Origin of the sequence: Olivibacter sp. SDN3 (genome assembly GCF_014334135.1) — a bacterium.
Classification (GTDB): domain Bacteria; phylum Bacteroidota; class Bacteroidia; order Sphingobacteriales; family Sphingobacteriaceae; genus Olivibacter.
The window spans coordinates 1,415,958-1,433,009 of the sequence record NZ_CP060497.1 but is presented as its reverse complement, the minus strand read 5'-3'; the positions used below and the strand labels follow the sequence as shown (position 1 = coordinate 1,433,009).

The window sequence follows — 17,052 nt, the reverse complement described above, 5'->3', positions numbered from 1 at the left end:
TTGTTACTAAAAATGAAAGGAATGAAAAGATTAGTCCTATTGGTTTTTGTTTTTGCAAATGACGTTTTAGCACAATACACCATCACACATCCCAATGCCATCCCGCTACATGGCGATTGGACATTTGCACTTGACCTAGCTGATCAGGGAATAAGCGGTCAATGGTATCTTGATGGGATAACACGTGCAAACAGGCAGGATAGCGTGAAGGTGCCGCACTGCTTTTCTGCCGATCCCCGTTACTTATTTTATACGGGTACAGCTTGGTATCGCAAGTCCTTTTCCTGGAAACCCGAGCAGGGCAAACGGGTAATTTTACACTTTGACGCTGCTTATTACTTGACACAGGTTTGGCTAAATGGTCAGTCGGTTGGTACCCACGAAGGTGGTTACACTCCGTTCCATTTTGATATTACAGACCAGTTGCAGGAAGGGGATAACCTGTTGGCTGTATCGGTCAGCAATGACACCTGGAAACTGAACACCGTTCCGGCGGTGAAAGATAACCATGATATCAATGGTTCGTATCCGGCTTGGATCAATTACGGCGGACTGATCAGGCCCGTGTACCTGACCGTGGAGCCCGAAGTATACGTGGAAAATGTGAAAGTCGAGGCTATGCCTGATCTGAACAATGGTACGGCTGTGCTAACAACTAAAGTGCGCATACGCAATGCTTCCAGGCAGGCCTCCTTAACCAAGGCTGATTACGTCGTGCGACTGGGAGAACAAACACTTTCGCTAAATTGGGAAAGCGCATCTGTGAGCATACCGGCGGGGCAAACGTTGGTGCTGGAATCCAAAAGTGCGCTTTCAGCTGCCCAAACCGAGCTTTGGGACATAGACTCACCTACGCTTTATGAGCTGACCGTGGCCGTGGGAGACGATACGCTCGCGAGGCATTTTGGAATTCGGAAAGTGGAAGTTCGTGATGCCCAGCTTTTACTCAACGGCAAACCCGTGCGTTTGGGTGGCGGCAACCGCGTACTGGATTATCCCGGCCTCGGCTCCCTGGAGCCTGACTGGCTCATCGAGAAAGATTTCCAACTCATGAAAGAGGCTGGGATGGAGCTTCAGCGCTTGACACACTATACACCATCCGAACATTTCTACAACTTGGCCGATCGGTATGGCATGCTGATTATTACCGAGGCCGGTAACTGGCAGCTTACGCCGAGTCAACTTGATAACGATACTATCCGAGCGAAATTCAAGCAGCAATTTCGGGAGATGGTGGAGCGCGATTGGAACCATCCCAGCGTGATCGCCTACAGTGTGGGTAACGAATACCTGTCAGATGAACCCGCAGGTCAACGCTGGACCGAAGACATGATAAGCTATGCGAGGGAGCTGGATGCTACGCGGCTGTACACCTTTGCATCCATGCGGCTCAATGCCTTGCCAAAAAAGCCGGAAGACGAAGCCAGCCAATATGTAGATTTCGTGTGTGCCAATATCTATGGCAACCACGGTAAAAACCTGGACCATATTCACCAACTCTACCCTGATAAGCCTATCCTGATCAGCGAATGGGGTATGCGTGTAGACCATGCCACGGGCGAAGCAGGACAGGCACAGCATGTAACCGAAGTAATGAGCGAACTCCGGAAGCGTCCCTATGTGATCGGAGCGGCCTGGTGGACCTATAACGATTACCAAAGCCGCTACTACGGCAGCAACGCCGACGGCCACCGACCATGGGGCTTGGTAGAGCCTGACCGCTCGGTGCGCCCGGCTTATGCGGTTTACCAACGGGAAATGTGTCCCGTAAAAGTAGAAAAAAGTCATTATCAAATAGGTGAACAAGGAGTGCACCAGCTCCGACTGAAGGTGAGTGCGCGTGACGATTTTCCGGCCAGTCCGGTGCAAGGATATGTACTGGAAACGCCTCATACCAAAATAACCTTGCCCGATTTACAGCCGGGCGAAAGCAAGGACCTTTCCTTATCTGTTAGCGGATTTGATACGTACCTTCCACTGAAAATTGTCAAACCTACTGGCTATGTAGCTTTGGAACAAACGATACAACTGAACGAAACAAATTGATATTATACCACCCTTACAAAGATATGATTCAAGAAAATGTTACCCATCGAAGAGATACTCGGACAGAGACGTTATTAGCAGACCTTGTGATTGCCGGAGGAGGTTTGTCGGGCACCTGCGCTGCCATCACCGCTGCACGGCAGGGACTCAAAGTGGTGCTCGTGCAAGACCGCCCGGTATTGGGCGGTAACGCTTCCAGCGAGGTGCGCCTGTGGGTGTTGGGAGCCACTTCACATATGGGAAACAATAACCGATGGAGCCGTGAAGGCGGCGTTATTGACGAGCTGCTCGTGGAAAATACCTATCGCAATCCCGAGGGCAACCCGGTAATACTGGATATGATTTTATTAGATAAGGTTATACAGGAAACCAACATCACTTTGCTGCTGAACACTGCCGTTTATAACCTGGAGAAGAACAGCGCCGATAGCATTCGCGGAATAAGGGCTTTTTGTAGTCAAAACGCAACCGAATATTATTTGGAAGCTCCGCTCTTTTGTGATGCTACCGGCGACGGCTTGCTGGCTTTCCTGGCCGGTGCGGCCTTCCGTATGGGAGCGGAGTCGAGGGAAGAATTCAATGAAGCGATGGCTCCGGACGCCAACTATGGCGGGCTTTTGGGGCATTCTCTTTATTTTTACAGCAAAGACACGGGAAAACCGGTAAAATTCATCGCTCCTTCATTTGCAATGGACGTCAGTAAAGAAATCCCACGTTTCCGTAACTTTAATTCCAACGAACACGGCTGTCAACTGTGGTGGGTGGAGCATGGCGGCCGACTGGATACGGTGCATGACACCGAAAAAATTAAGTGGGAGCTGTGGAGTGTGGTGTATGGCATATGGGATTATATCAAAAATTCGGGAAAATTCCCTGAGGCAGCAACGATGACCTTGGAATGGGTAGGAATGATTCCCGGTAAGCGGGAGAGTCGGCGCTTCGAAGGCGATTACATGCTTGCGCAGCAAGATCTCATCCAGCAGCGCGAACATCCAGACGCTGTTGCCTATGGCGGATGGTCGATTGATTTGCATCCGGCCGATGGGGTGTTCAGCGATCGTCCCCCTTGCAATCAGTGGCATAGCAAAGGAATATTCCAGATCCCCTATCGATGTTTATACAGCAGAAATATTAAAAACTTGTTTTTGGCCGGTCGTATTATCAGTGTAAGCCATGTCGCCTTTGGTGCAACGCGCGTGATGGCCACCAGTGCCTATACCGGTCAGGCTATAGCCGTAGCGGCAGCGCTATGCAAAACGTTGCAGGTCATGCCTAAAGAGCTCTATACCCAAGAGCACATACCACAGTTGCAGCATGAATTGATGAAAACAGGACAACACATACCTGGTCAGGTATTTCATGATGAAAGCGACCTTGTACAGCACGCGCATATAGAAGCGTCCAGTTCACTGGCGTTCGAGGGTTTTGATCCTGCACATTTACTTTGGAAGGTACTCGATATTTCTGCCGCCCAGCTCCTTCCATTAGGCAAGGGGCGTGTTCCTGTTTTTTCTCTTTCTGTAATGGCGATAGCGGCCACCCGCCTGGAGATAGCGTTACGGATCAGCAGTAGAGCTGGAAGCTTTACCCCCGATACTACATTAGCCAAAAAAACGATTACACTTGTAGAAGGACAGCAAGCTCTTTCCATCGATTTCGCTATTGAACTTTCAGCAGCGCAATATGTTTTTATTACCTTCCTGAAGAACGAGTTGGTGCAACTGCCCTATAGTTTGCAGCGGATAACCGGCTTGCTATCTGTATATAACGGCATAAATAAGCGGGTGTCCAACAACGGCCGGCAGCAACCTGAGCCCGGCTCAGGTATTGATGATTTCGAATTTTGGTGCCCACAGCGTAGGCCGGAAGGGCATAATATCGCGCTCCGGCTGTCCGAGGCCCAAAAACTTTTTTCAGCAGACAACGTGCGTAATGGCATTGATCGGCCAGTATTTCAGCCTAATGCCTGGGTGGCCGACCCCGATGATGAGCATCCTATGCTTTCCCTTTCTTGGCCGGCCGAGCAATCCATCCATCGAATAGTACTCCTATTTGATACCGATGCCGATCATGCCATGGAGTCCGTATTGATGGGGCATCCCGAAAATGTAATGCCCTTTTGCGTGCGCCATTTCGAGATCAGAGATGCAGATAACCAGCTAATTAGCGAAGTGCACGATCAATATCAAACACGGCGTACACTTATATTCGACCCACCTTTGAAAACAGACCAACTTAGCATTCAGCTGGCACATCCATCGTCGGAAGTTCCAGCCGCACTGTTTGCCATTAGGTGTTATTAAACATAAGCTATACTAAAAACCTGTAACAGCAAAAAAAATGACGACACTCGATTATTGGGTAATTGCAATCTTTTCAGTTGGCATATTAATAGCCGGACTATCTATTACCGATCGTAAGGCAGATATGAAATCCTATTTTGGGGCGAGTGGTGCATTACCATGGTGGATGAGCGGCCTTTCATTGTACATGGGCTTTTTCTCGGCAGGCACTTTTGTGGTTTGGGGGGCTATAGCTTACGAACAGGGCTGGGTAGCTGTCACCATTCAGTGGATGATGGCTATCGCAGGGTTTTTAATTGGCCGTTTTATCGCGCCGCGTTGGCGAGATACGGGAGTGCTCACTGCTGCTGAATTCATGCAACAGCGGTTTGGCAGCAGTGTACATAAATTTTACACCTACATCTTCCTGTTCATGAGTTTTGCTTACAACGGGGCTTTTCTTTACCCGGTCGCCAAGCTCGTAAATGTATCCACAGGCCTTCCATCGCACTATGCCATTATCTTGTTTGGGCTGATGGCCGTATTGTACACGACCTCTGGAGGTCTCTGGGCGGTAATTGTTACCAATGTTCTGCAGTTTGTGGTGCTCACAGCCGCTGTCATTATTGTTGTTCCACTGGCCTTCGACAGGGTCGGGGGCGTGTCTTCCTTTGTAAACGCGGCTCCCGAGGGCTTTTTTGATTTGATTGGAGGAGAGTATAGCATTTGGTTTATTGTTGCTTTTGGATTCTACAATATGGTATTCATTGGTGGCAACTGGGCATATGTACAACGTTATACCAGCGTGCCCACGAGGAAGGAAGCAAAGAAGGTAGGCAACCTGTTTGGATGGCTTTACCTCATAAGCCCTGTCGTATGGATGCTCCCACCTATGCTTTATCGGGTCATTAATGGCGATCTTGTTGGCCTGGAAAATGAAGGAGCTTATCTGCTGATGTGTAAAGAAGTTCTTCCTGCAGGGATAATGGGACTGATGATAACAGGCATGATTTTCGCAACGACAGATTCGGTGAATGCTTCGCTCAACGTCTCCGCTGCGGTATTCACCAATGATATATACAAACGTTTATATCCACAGGCAACCAATAAAAGACTCATGTGGGCAGCCCGTTGTTCGACATTGGCATTTGGTGTGGTTACCGTATTGGTTGCACTTATGGTTCCGGCAATGGGCGGCATCGTAGAAGTAGTGCTTAGCATAGGCGCGCTTACGGGAGTCCCACTCTATGGACCCGCTGTGTGGGCTTTATTTTCACAAAGGCAAACCGCATTCTCCATTCTTTTTACCACTATCGCCAGTTTAGGGGTCAACCTTTTGTTTAAGTTTGGCACCCAACCATTGCTTGGTTTTTCCCTTGATCGGATGCAAGAAATCGTACTTGGCGTTTCGCTGCCCATCGCCTTGCTTGTGCTGTTTGAGGTGCTGTATCGCCGTAAACCCTACCGTCTCGCTGTAGTCATAGCTCCAGATGTGCCCTTAACCGAACACCCGATATCCCATGGCAAGCGTCAAAGCGTTTTGGCCATAAGAACGATTGCTTTTGCTTTGCTCGGAGTGGGGTTAATGATTTTTATACTCGGATTTTTAGCAAGTTATGGAAGGACTGCAGTATTGGGTGTTTCCTCGGCAATTCTATCGGCCGGAAGCATCTTATTGGCGGTGTCTCGTAGAACCAACTAGGAAAGGAGGTAGAAGCTATTCTTTGGGCACCAACCTTTTTCCGGTATAAGCTAAGTTTATTCCTTTGAAAGGAAATCTTGACTGCTCACGGTTTCAAGACGATTTACATTACCGATACTGGTCAATAGGAATAGATTTCAGCGACACCATAACCCCAGGGCCTTAGGTCCTTGTCGCAAGAAGGGTTAGGTTATATTATATTCCAGAAAAATGCCTCGCCAATACGACGAGGCACCTAACTACATGTTACTGGTTTACACCAATTTTTTTGAGTTTTCGAACGCAATCGCTTCCTTGATCTGTTCAGCTATTACCTTTTCCCCGATAGCATCGAAGTGATACATAGCCTGCTCCAGGGAGAAAAAGCCTTTGCTCAATACAAGGCCAATGGTGTTCTTATATTTGTTTTTTTGTTTGGTGTCTACCAACTGCTGTTTAAGTTCGTTGTGTTCAGGTCTCATGATATAAATTTACCAAAACCAATGATGGAAATACGCAAAAAGCACCTCTTGTGTAAGATAATGAGCAAGTTGTGTGAATCCGTGAGTGTTACTGAGCATCACAATGGCATCATCGCGCGGCTACCATTGCCCTTTTTGCCAAACCGTGAACCGTTGTCTGCTGTTTTGAGACCGTTAGACTCAAAAAAAAAATAACGAATATTGTCCCTATTCTGAAATGTCAGTCTTCCAACCGTCCCCTGAACAAATGCAGGAACGGATGAACTGGCTAGGCAGTATTGCAGCACAGAACAAATTGGTAGACAAAGGAAATACGCTTTTGCCAGCTCCCGAAAGTGCCAAAACAGTAAAACCCGGCAATATTATAACGGATGGGCCTTACACCGAAATCAAAGAGTTCATCAGCGGTTACACTTGGCAGAAAACCATTAAGTGTCAACGACTATATAAAGGGTTTGTAGCTTACCGGGTACATTCAACTTGGTCTTAGCGGAGCAGGAGGTTCGATGAGTAAAGGGAAATTATTAAGATATAAAAAACAAGGCATGCTGATATTTGCTAAAGTTTGTGTGGTTCCTAAATTTCAATTATTTGCCAAATAATTCTGCTAAAAGGTTTTTTTTGCTAGTTTTGTAATAGATGTTATGCTCGCATTTCGTGAATCATCGGTATAGATAACCAGTATAAACTAAAACAACGTACGCAAATTATCATGCATAAACTAGCCATCAGTTTTATTAAATCAACGCTATTAATCTTACTTATTCACGGCATTAGTAATGCCCAAACGGATACCACGGAGTTTAATCAGCACGGGGAGGTAAATGTTAATATTGAAGGAAAATTACTACACCTAACCTGGCCAACAGAACAGGGAGAGTCAGCACAGCTGGTATTAGACTTGCAAAAAGATAATCCGCTTTTTAAGACTATAGGAATTAACACGACAAAAGGATATCAGGAAATTGCTTCAAAGCTTGACCCTGGATTTATTCTTACCGTAGGTAAAAGAGACCTAACCACAAAAAGCGGATGGGATATTTTCTTCGATAAGATGCAGGACAAACCCCATAAGGCGTATACTGTTAATCTAACCAAGGAAAAAGCGAGCGTTATCAGTAAAGGTTCTCGGACATTAGTCCGGATACCAGGATTACATGCGCCTGATTTTACCGGTTTCTTGGAGATTACCTGTTATAATGGTTCTCCACTATTTAATGTAGCTGCGGTGATGTCAACAGAAATAGATTCTACTGCGATAGTCTATGACGCGGGCTTAATCAGCGAAATCCCGGCATGGGATAAGCTCAGCTGGTCTGATACAGAAAATCAGCTACAAACCATTTCCGCCAATCCGCAAGACACCGCAAAAAACCTTACGGTAAAATACCGGACCCTCATCGGTGAAAACCCGTCTGGTAGCTTGGCCATTTTCCCAGCTCCCCATCAATATTTTTATCCCTTAGATGAAGCATTCAACCTGCAATTTACATGGCATGGCAATGATTACCGCAATTTGCTGTCGGGATATGGTATCGGCATACGGCAGGATTTAGCGGGTGATAATCGGTATGTTCCATGGTTTAACGCACCGCCTAAAACAGAGCAGCGCTTAAATTTCTATTGTCTGTTAGATGCCGATGATGCTGAAAGTACATTAAGCGCCGTAAAAAAATACACCAATAACGATGCCTACAAGCCCGTGCCGGGTTATAAAACCATGTCGAGCCACTTTCACAATGAATTTATCATGAATGTCGTATTGGCCGGTAAACCCGTTCCCGAAAAACCGAAATTTGTTGATGTATTTAAAGATACAGGAGTTGATATTGTACATCTAGGTGAATTCCACTACACGGCACATCCCAAGGGGCCTGATGATCAAAGATTGACGGAACTTAAAGCCTTATTTGACCAATGCGAGCGTCTGTCGGACGACGATTTCCTTCTCCTTCCGGGCGAAGAACCCAATGAATTTTTTGGCGGCCATTGGCTACAGTTCTTTCCCAAGCCAGTCTATTGGATTATGTCAAGAGAAAAAGATAAACCTTTTGTGAGCGAAGATCCTAAATATGGCAAAGTTTACCGTATTAGCAATAAAGAGGAAATGTTAAAATTGCTGGAATCGGAAAACGGATTGGCCTGGACGGCACATGCCCGTACCAAAGGGTCTACCGGTTATCCGGACGCTTATAAAGAAGAACCTTTCTTTTTATCCGATCATTTTTTCGGTGCTGCCTGGAAACCCATTCCTGCCGATTTATCAGAGCCACGGCTAGGTAAACGAGCCTTGGATTTATTGGACGACATGAATAACTGGGGCCTTAAAAAGCACATGATAGGCGAAGCCGACCTATTTACCATTGAACCTGAGAACGAAATGTATGCGCATCTCAATGTGAATTACCTACAATTAGATGAGTTGCCTAAGTATGAAAATGGTTGGCCATCCGTTTTAGACGCCATGAAGCAAGGCAAGTTTTTCACTTCTACCGGAGAGATATTATTTCCTGCTTTTGCAGTGAATGGAAAGGGCGCAGGAGAAACCTTATCGTTAAACGCCAATGGCGAGGCAACGGTAAGCTTACATACGCAATGGACATTTCCACTTAATTTTGCCTTGGTGGTATCAGGCGATGGTAAGGAAGTCTACCATGAAAAGATCGACCTAAGCCATACCAACGCTTTTGGTGATGAGGAGTTTACGTTTAATCTGAACTTGAAAGACAGGACCTGGGTTAGAGTAGAAGTCTGGGATGAAGCGTCTAATGGCGCTTATACCCAGTCTGTATGGCTTCAATAGATCTTATCAATTCAAGTTTTCATGATTTGAAAACCATAAGACCTGGCAATATCAACAGGTAAAATCGTCCAAATCGCCTATTTTAATTTCTGATGGCCATGTATACTTTTGCTCAATCCATTTTGTTGAGGATTAGAAATGAGTGTTGAGAATTATAATAGCGGATTATGATGCGCAGGAGTGCCCCTTTACTTTTTTTTATGTTGTTCTTTACAGGTTTAGCTTTGGGGCAGAGGAAAAATATCGGCCAGTTTGCCGTTTGGAAGCCCAAGGAAGGCAAGGCATCCGCTTTTGAAGAAGGATTTGAACCACATCTAAATTGGCATAAGGAAAACGGTGATAAATGGAATTGGTATAGTTGGTACGTTGTATCTGGTGAGAGGTTTGGATTATTTATTGATGGTACCTTCGATTTAGCATGGTCGGATTTTGATCATCCAGTTGACCCGATAGCAGATATGGCCGACAATCAAAAAAACGTGGCTCAGTATGCAGATTTGAAGAATCTTTATAAAGTTGTAAATGTTCAGGAATACAGTACCAAGAACACCTTTGATTATACCTTAGGGATTGCCAGATTGTTAACGGTTAAGGTTTACGACACGCCGGAATTAGATCGTCTTTTAAAAGCGTTATATGAGGTATATATCCAAAAAGGGGTAAAGTCTTTCAAAACATTTAAAACGGTTGATGCGGGAAATTTAAATGAGGTTATCATTTTTTTAGGATTTTCGAATTGGCAGGAATATGGTGCTTCGGAGAATATTTTACGTGAAATTTCTGCAATAGAACAAAAAATGAGTGGCAAGGTAGTCAAGGATATAACATCAGAAACCCTAGCTTTTGAAAGCGAAATGAGTTACTTCGGATCCGGGGATGGAAAAGAATAGTTGGTGCGGCTCGCTCATAGAAAAAGACTGTTGAGCACCGCTACCACAATCCAAAAGATTGAAATTTGGTTCTATACTGCATGGGGGCAACTCCGGTCTCCCGTTTAAAGATTCTTCGAAAAGCCTCCGTGTCATTATAGCCTACTTTATTCATAACATCATTTACGGGCAGAATCTCTCGTTCCAATAACCTCTTGGCAGCCTCAACCCGTATTTTTTGAATATAAGCAACAACGGTATACTGTGTGACTTTCTTAAACCTTCTCTGGAAAGTGCGGAAACCAAGTTTCGCAATATCCGCCAATTTCTCCAATGATAAGTGTTCGGGATAGTGCTGTTCTATATAATCCTGCACACGGTGTATAGAATAGTCGTTATGGTAACGGCTACCCTCAAATATGGTATAAATCCCTTGATTATCTCGATCTATATCGATTTCAAAATATTTGCTGGTCTGCACGGCGATTTCAGGATTCGTAAATTTCTTGACCAGGTAGATTAATAAATTCCAGTACGAATTAGCGCCACCACTGGTAAAAATCCCTTTATTTTCAGTAATTATCTTTTGATCTGTAACATACACCCCAGGGTAACGCATACGAAATTCGTTGATGGTCTTCCAATGTGTAGAACACCATTCTTTATCCAGCAAACCAGTCTCCGCCAAAAGAAATGCTCCGGCACAGAGGCTTGCTACTTTGCTTCCTCTCTCATAATGTTTCTTTATCCAGGGTAGGAAGTCCTTGTTTTGTTCAAGGCTTTGTCCCATGTCACCACTTAAGGGAGGGATAATGATCATATGGGTATGTTCTACCTCGTCAATGGATTTGTCCGGTGAAACTTTGAACATGCCCTCATTCAGCTCAACCTCTTTAGAAAGGCCTACAAGAGTAATTTCGAACAGGGGGTCTTGGCCGCTCTCCACTAAAAAATCATTCACTTTTCGGAAAAGGTAATGAATGTTCCCAACTACAGCGATTAACACATTTTCTGTGACAAGAACGGATATATGTAGCATGTTTGCAAAATTAAATGTTTGCATTTTAATTCTTAACTAGCCGCCATAATTTTTCCGGAATCCATCACGATTAGGGTCATCTATATTTACACCCAGGGTTCACTTCCCTATCTACTTGCCCGAGTTTGTCTATGCATTACAACTTCACTTTTTTGGCCTGTCCATTGGGCGTGAAAAGGTCTTCTCCTATGGGAAAAAAGATAAAGCGATGTAAGAATTACATCGAAAGTACTTAACTTTACCGCGAGGCTAAAGTTTTAAGCATTTTAGTTTTGCATTAACTGGTATAAACCTTATCGCTATACATCTGTAACCACTATGGGGGATAAATCTTCGCTGTCTGAAAGTACGTCGCTGCTCCTGTTGAGACAGGGAGACAGGCAAGCTTTCTCCAAGCTGTATGACCTGTATTGGGAAATGCTTTATTGCTATGTAGTACGTGTACTCCGCGATAAGGAAGACGCCATGGATGTTGTGCAAGATACCTTCATCTCCCTGTGGCAGCAACGTGCAGCGCTTGGTGAAGTGCAGTCATTGCAGGCTTATCTCAAAGCCATGGCGCGGTACAAAGCGATGAAATGCATTCGGGATAATATCCGCAAGCACGACTACCTAGAGTCCCTGCTTGATTGCTTTACGCAACATGAGGAGAGTCCTGAAGGCTTGATGGTGGCTCATGAATTACGGGGCATCATTGATGCCGAAATCGAGCGCCTGCCCACCATGATGCGCAAGGTATTTATCCTGAGCCGGCGGGAAAACCTGTCGTATAAGGAAATTGCTTCCAAGCTCGTCATTTCCGACAAGACTGTTAAGAAACAGATTAGCAACGCTTTGAGAATTCTTCGCTCGAAGATTAACGATCCCCATGTCACCTCATTGCTGTTGCTTCTGGTACTAGAAGGTCATTTTTAATTAATCATTTGAAAATTTATTTCATTTATAATCAATGTATTATAAATAATTTTCAAGTTTATATACTACCAACCGGCTGATTCTTACACTTATTTTACAGACAACAAGCAATTATAAATTTTCATTCTTATGAACCAGCAGCAGCTATTATCCCTTTTGAAGCGCTACGATGCCGGCACATGCAGTAAGGAAGAAAGCGTCCTGCTCGAACGTTGGTTTGCTGAACGGTCAGCTGCTGAGGATTGGCATTGGGAAAGCGAAGAGGAGCGATTGCTTGTGCAACAGCTCATGCGCTCACGTATTGAAGCACAATTGTTTGCGACGGAAAAGCCTCGCAGGCTGTGGACAGTAAAAAAAATTGCTGTCGCAGCATCAATTTTCCTGTGCTTTTTGACCGCGATAGGGTTATATGTCAGCTATCGCATCGACGATGGTACAACATTATCGCATACCGAACAGGCCGTTGAACCTGGCTCTCAGGCGGCGTTTCTTACGCTCGCTGATGGTTCCACCATCCGGTTGGACGATGCTCAAACAGGTACCCTTTTTGATGAAAATGGCGTGGCCATCAAGAAACTTGATGATGGCGAGTTGTTATATGAAGTAGGGGGAGGGGGTACGCCCATGGCCGAACAAGGTAACGTACCGATCAATACCATCAGTATCCCACGCGGAGGTCAATATCAGCTGATATTACCCGATGGAACTAAGGTACGGCTCAACTCTGCTTCCACTCTGGTATATCCCAACGCTTTTGTTGGCGACGAACGCGTAGTAAGCTTGACCGGAGAAGCCTATTTTGAAGTTGCCAAAAATGAACATAAGCCGTTCAAAGTAAAGGCAGGAGACACGGAAATTCAAGTAACGGGCACACATTTCAATATCAACGCCTATGCCGATGAGCAGCAAGTGACTACTACACTGGTAGAAGGTGGAATAAATGTGCTCAAAAAAAATCAAGAAGTTGCGCTGCAACCGGGACAGCAAGCCGTAAGTCGACTTGATGACAGCCCGATCAGTATTGAAACGGTGGACACCGATTATGCTCTGGCTTGGTTGGAAGGCGACTTTGTCTTCGAAAACCAGGATATTAAAACGATCATGAAAAATATCGCTAGATGGTATAATGTCGATGTGATTTATGAATCATCCGCCCCCACAACCCGCAAAGCTTTCGGAGGGACGTATACGAAATCGAAAGGAATTGAAGAGTTATTGTCACACCTTGAAACGCTGAGCAATAATACGGTCCGTTTCAAACTGAAAGAAAGGAGGGTTACGGTTATTATGTGAGGATTACACAACCACCAACCTGGATCGCCTAAAAAACCGGAAATGTTTGCCGCATTCCCGGTCGTTCGGCAATAAAGCCGCGTCAGGCAATCTAACCAATTACAGCGCTTATAATCAAGTTTTATTTAACCTAACATGCAAATGTATAGAAAAAATACAGTATTGTCTTACAATACTTCTCATACGTCATTCAAAATCCTGCTTGCCATGAAGCTCTCTGTATTGCTGGTATTCGCCACCTTATTTCAAGTAAGCGCAGCCGTAGTAGCGCAAGAGGTGACCGTCAAGGTCAAAAATGCTTCTTTACAGCAGGTCTTCAAATCGCTTAAAAAACAGACAGGCTTTGACTTTCTTTATCTACAAGAGGATTTGAAGGATGCAAAACCCGTTTCTCTTCATGTCGAAAAAGAGCCTTTAGTAGAGGTTTTGGAAAGCTTTCTTGCCGAACGGTCGCTTACTTACGAAATCAGAAATACAAGCATATTGGTGCGAAAAAAGTCGGGGGAAAATCGTCAAAGCACCTTTATCAGACCCTCAGTGCTACCACAGCAAAAAGAGATTAGTGGCAAGGTGACGGACGAAAATGGTGAGCCCCTGGGAGGGGTGACCGTCACAGTAAAAGGCACAGCCATTGCCCTTACGACCGATCCGGAAGGAAATTACCGCATAAAAGCCCCTGAGTCGAGTGATGTCTTGACCTTTAATTATATAGGCTACCAAGTGCAAGAAGTGACATTCGCAGGCTCTACGGTGATTGATGTTGTATTGCAAACCTCCGTCAGTGACTTGGACGAAGTGGTGGTCGTAGGATATGGTACCCAAAAAAGAGGAAGTGTTACCGCGGCAATCAGCTCTGTGCCGATGAGAGAATTACAGGATATGCCCGTATCAAATGTTGCTACAAGTATGCAGGGAAAGATTCCCGGTGTAGTTATACAACAGACTACCGGTGCGCCGGGAAGTACGCCGGCAATTAAAGTAAGGGGTTTCGGGTCAATCACCGCGGGAAATGCCCCATTGATTGTGGTTGACGGGAACATTGTGAGTGCAGACGTGTTCGCCCAAATAAACAGTATCGATATTGAGAGCATGGATGTCCTGAAAGACGCGTCCTCAGCGGCTATTTATGGGTCGCGTGGCGCAAATGGCGTGATCATGGTAACTACCAAAAAAGGCAAAGCAGGAACCTCTTCAGTTAACCTTGACGTATTTGCGGGCGTGCAGAACGTTTCCAAAACAGTAGATATTCTTAACTCACAGCAGTTTGCAGCCCTTGGTGTAGATGCCTCTAACAATGCATATCTGGATGACGTTCCTGGAGCCAATATCAACGATCCTAATGACGTGCGTCCCTCCACCTTCCTGAGGTACCGTTACCCGCGGGGGGAAGTATTTGATTGGTTCGATTTCGACGATCCTATAAAAGTAGCGAATTTACCCTACCACGACTACCAAGATTTGATTTTTCGCGCTGCGAGGATGAGTAGCTACCAGTTGTCACTCGCCGGAGGTACAGATAAAACCCGTTACGCAGTAAGCGGAAGCTACCTCGACCAGGATGGTGTTCTAAGAGGTGCCGATTTAAAGCGATATACCCTTCGCGCGAATATCGAAACCCAGGTACTTCCCAAGTTAAAGATGGGCGTCAATCTTATTCCCACTTACCGTACCCGCAATGAAGTGAATGATGAGGGACATTGGGCCGACAACGGGGTGATCAACGCGGCCTTGTCAGCCATTCCGATGGCGCCGATTTATGCAGCGGATGGTCTTGCATACAGCTCTCAAACCGAACTGGCTCCCGCCTACAATTATCCTGGGGTTACCAATCCGGTCGCAAACATTACCGAACAGTATGATAGACGCAATACCACCAATTTGGTTGCCAATGCTTACGCGGAATATCAGGTGTTGGAAAACCTCACCTACAGGGTAACAGGAAATATAAACTTTGAAGGAGATCGGCGTAATAGCTATCGCAGCTCAAGGATGCCGCTAAACCAGTTGTTACCGCCAACTGTTGCCACCGGGACCGCCGCTTCCGATCAGGAAATCAGCTGGCTATTTAACCAGACCCTGAATTATAATATCACTTTTAACGAAAATCACAATCTGGGTGTATTGCTCGGAATGGAAAGCAACCGATTAGCATTTGAAAGCAGTAGCGCTACGGGAAATGCTTTTCCGAATGATTTGGTGAAGACACTCAATGCCAGTGCGGACGGTGCTACTACCACGGCCACTTCTTTTATGGAAGAAATAAGCACCGTATCTTACTTTACGCGTATCAATTACGATTATAAGGGGAAGTATATGGTGAATTTCTCGGTAAGGCGCGATGGGTCTTCGATTTTCGGACCAGACCGCCGCTGGGGCAGCTTCCCGGCCGTTTCTGCAGGATGGCGTATCAGTGATGAGCATTTCATGCGGGACATCAAAGGCTTATCTGAACTGAAGTTGAGGGCCAGCTATGGCCTGTCGGGTAACAACGCTTTTAACAATTACTATCCACATGCGGCCTTATTATCAACAGAAAACTACGCCTTTAATGGTGTATTGGCGAATGGTCTTTACGCCTCCAGTCCGGAAAACCGGCAGCTGAGCTGGGAGAAGAGTGAACAGTTAGACCTTGGTTTAGATCTGGGGCTATTTAACAACAGGTTGTATGTCACAGCAGACTACTATGATCGCACGACAAAAGACCTCCTTCTTTTGGTAAACGTACCGACCATTACAGGCTTTAATTCCGTTGTACAAAATATAGGGGAAATGCAGAATCGCGGCTGGGAATTTTCGGTAAGCTCACAGAACTTCACAGGGCCTTTTGTATGGAATACCAATGCTAACCTTTCATTCAATCGCAATAAGGTGTTAGCGCTAGGCCCAACAGGAGATCCCATTCGCAGTGCCTCCGGTGTGGGGGAAACCAATATCACGATGATCGGACACCCTATAGGCAGTTTCTTTGGGTACAGGCAGATTGGAATTTTCATGAACCAGGCAGATCTTGACGCACATCCACATGATGCCACCAGTCGGCCAGGCGATGTAAAATATGCTGATGTAAATGGTGATGGCATATTCAATGCAGATGATCGCGAAATTATCGGCAACAACCAACCCAACTTTATCTACGGACTGAACAACAGTTTTAGTTTCAAAGGTTTCGATCTGAATGTCGCCATACAAGGCAGTCAGGGCGGCCAGGTCCTGAATCTAAGCCGTAGGTTTTTCGAGAACTTGGAGGGCGGCCAGAATCAACTGACCACCGCATTAAACCGGTGGCGTTCTGAAGCTGATCCTGGTGACGGTGTAACACCCCGTGCCAATGCCCGAACTACAGGACTAAACAATGCCGTATCTAGCCGATGGGTGGAAGATGGTTCCTATCTGCGTATCCAAAATGTAACGCTTGGTTACCGGCTGCCCGCCAGCTTGATTGACCGGTGGAATCTGAAACAGGTCCGTATCTACCTATCTGCACAAAACCTTCACACCTTCACTAAATATAAAGGGTATAATCCCGAAGTAAGTAACTATGAAAGTCCGCTTACCGGAGGTGTAGACTATGGTTCGTTCCCGTTGGCACGAACCATTTCGGCAGGTATTAACATTGGACTCTAGTTTATTCTAAAACATTTT

General features: G+C 45.6%; 11 protein-coding genes. 9 read left to right on the top strand and 2 right to left on the bottom strand.

Annotated elements, in window-relative coordinates; all coding sequences use genetic code 11:
* The first annotated feature begins 21 nt into the window (after window positions 1-21).
* The 3 genes from H8S90_RS05695 to H8S90_RS05685 are packed head-to-tail and all read left to right on the top strand — an operon-like array spanning window position 22 to window position 6,030.
* Window positions 22-2,046, top strand: a complete 2,025-nt coding sequence (locus H8S90_RS05695) for a glycoside hydrolase family 2 protein (protein ID WP_222852251.1) — start codon at window positions 22-24, stop codon at window positions 2,044-2,046.
* A 23-nt stretch (window positions 2,047-2,069) separates the two neighbouring features.
* Window positions 2,070-4,349: an FAD-dependent oxidoreductase gene (locus H8S90_RS05690; RefSeq protein ID WP_187341613.1), complete on the top strand. Its 2,280-nt coding sequence runs from the start codon at window positions 2,070-2,072 to the stop codon at window positions 4,347-4,349.
* A gap of 37 nt (window positions 4,350-4,386) precedes the next feature.
* Window positions 4,387-6,030, top strand: a complete 1,644-nt coding sequence (locus tag H8S90_RS05685; RefSeq protein WP_187341612.1) for a sodium:solute symporter family protein — start codon at window positions 4,387-4,389, stop codon at window positions 6,028-6,030.
* 254 nt (window positions 6,031-6,284) lie between these two features.
* Here H8S90_RS05685 and H8S90_RS05680 read toward each other — a convergent pair whose 3' ends face one another.
* Entirely contained in the window at window positions 6,285-6,491 is a 207-nt protein-coding gene (locus H8S90_RS05680; RefSeq protein WP_187341611.1) for a hypothetical protein, read from the bottom strand.
* Between the two features lie 217 nt (window positions 6,492-6,708).
* On the opposite strand from H8S90_RS05680, the gene H8S90_RS05675 reads away from it, so the two are divergent.
* The 3 genes from H8S90_RS05675 to H8S90_RS05665 all read left to right on the top strand — a co-directional run bounded on the left by H8S90_RS05675 (window position 6,709) and on the right by H8S90_RS05665 (window position 10,184).
* Window positions 6,709-6,981, top strand: coding sequence for a YciI family protein (locus H8S90_RS05675; protein WP_255501835.1), 273 nt, complete (start codon window positions 6,709-6,711; stop codon window positions 6,979-6,981).
* A 222-nt stretch (window positions 6,982-7,203) separates the two neighbouring features.
* Window positions 7,204-9,294 carry a hypothetical protein gene (locus tag H8S90_RS05670; RefSeq protein WP_187341610.1) on the top strand — a complete coding sequence of 697 codons (2,091 nt, stop codon included), beginning with the start codon at window positions 7,204-7,206 and terminating at the stop codon, window positions 9,292-9,294.
* Between the two features lie 167 nt (window positions 9,295-9,461).
* Complete coding sequence (locus tag H8S90_RS05665) at window positions 9,462-10,184, top strand: hypothetical protein (RefSeq protein ID WP_187341609.1); 723 nt, start codon at window positions 9,462-9,464, stop codon at window positions 10,182-10,184.
* Window positions 10,185-10,224: 40 nt separating this feature from the next.
* On the opposite strand, the gene H8S90_RS05660 is transcribed toward H8S90_RS05665, so the two are convergent.
* Window positions 10,225-11,202: a GlxA family transcriptional regulator gene (locus H8S90_RS05660; RefSeq protein ID WP_187341608.1), complete on the bottom strand. Its 978-nt coding sequence runs from the start codon at window positions 11,200-11,202 to the stop codon at window positions 10,225-10,227.
* A gap of 318 nt (window positions 11,203-11,520) precedes the next feature.
* On the opposite strand from H8S90_RS05660, the gene H8S90_RS05655 reads away from it, so the two are divergent.
* The 3 genes from H8S90_RS05655 to H8S90_RS05645 all read left to right on the top strand — a co-directional run bounded on the left by H8S90_RS05655 (window position 11,521) and on the right by H8S90_RS05645 (window position 17,034).
* Entirely contained in the window at window positions 11,521-12,117 is a 597-nt protein-coding gene (locus H8S90_RS05655) for an RNA polymerase sigma factor (protein ID WP_187341607.1), read from the top strand.
* Between the two features lie 129 nt (window positions 12,118-12,246).
* The gene (locus tag H8S90_RS05650; RefSeq protein WP_187341606.1) at window positions 12,247-13,410 is read left to right on the top strand and encodes a FecR family protein; all 1,164 of its coding nucleotides are present in this window, start codon (window positions 12,247-12,249) and stop codon (window positions 13,408-13,410) included.
* Between the two features lie 141 nt (window positions 13,411-13,551).
* Window positions 13,552-17,034 (top strand): TonB-dependent receptor, encoded by a 3,483-nt coding sequence (locus tag H8S90_RS05645; protein WP_222852250.1) that lies wholly within the window; start codon window positions 13,552-13,554, stop codon window positions 17,032-17,034.
* The last annotated feature ends 18 nt before the right edge of the window (window positions 17,035-17,052 follow it).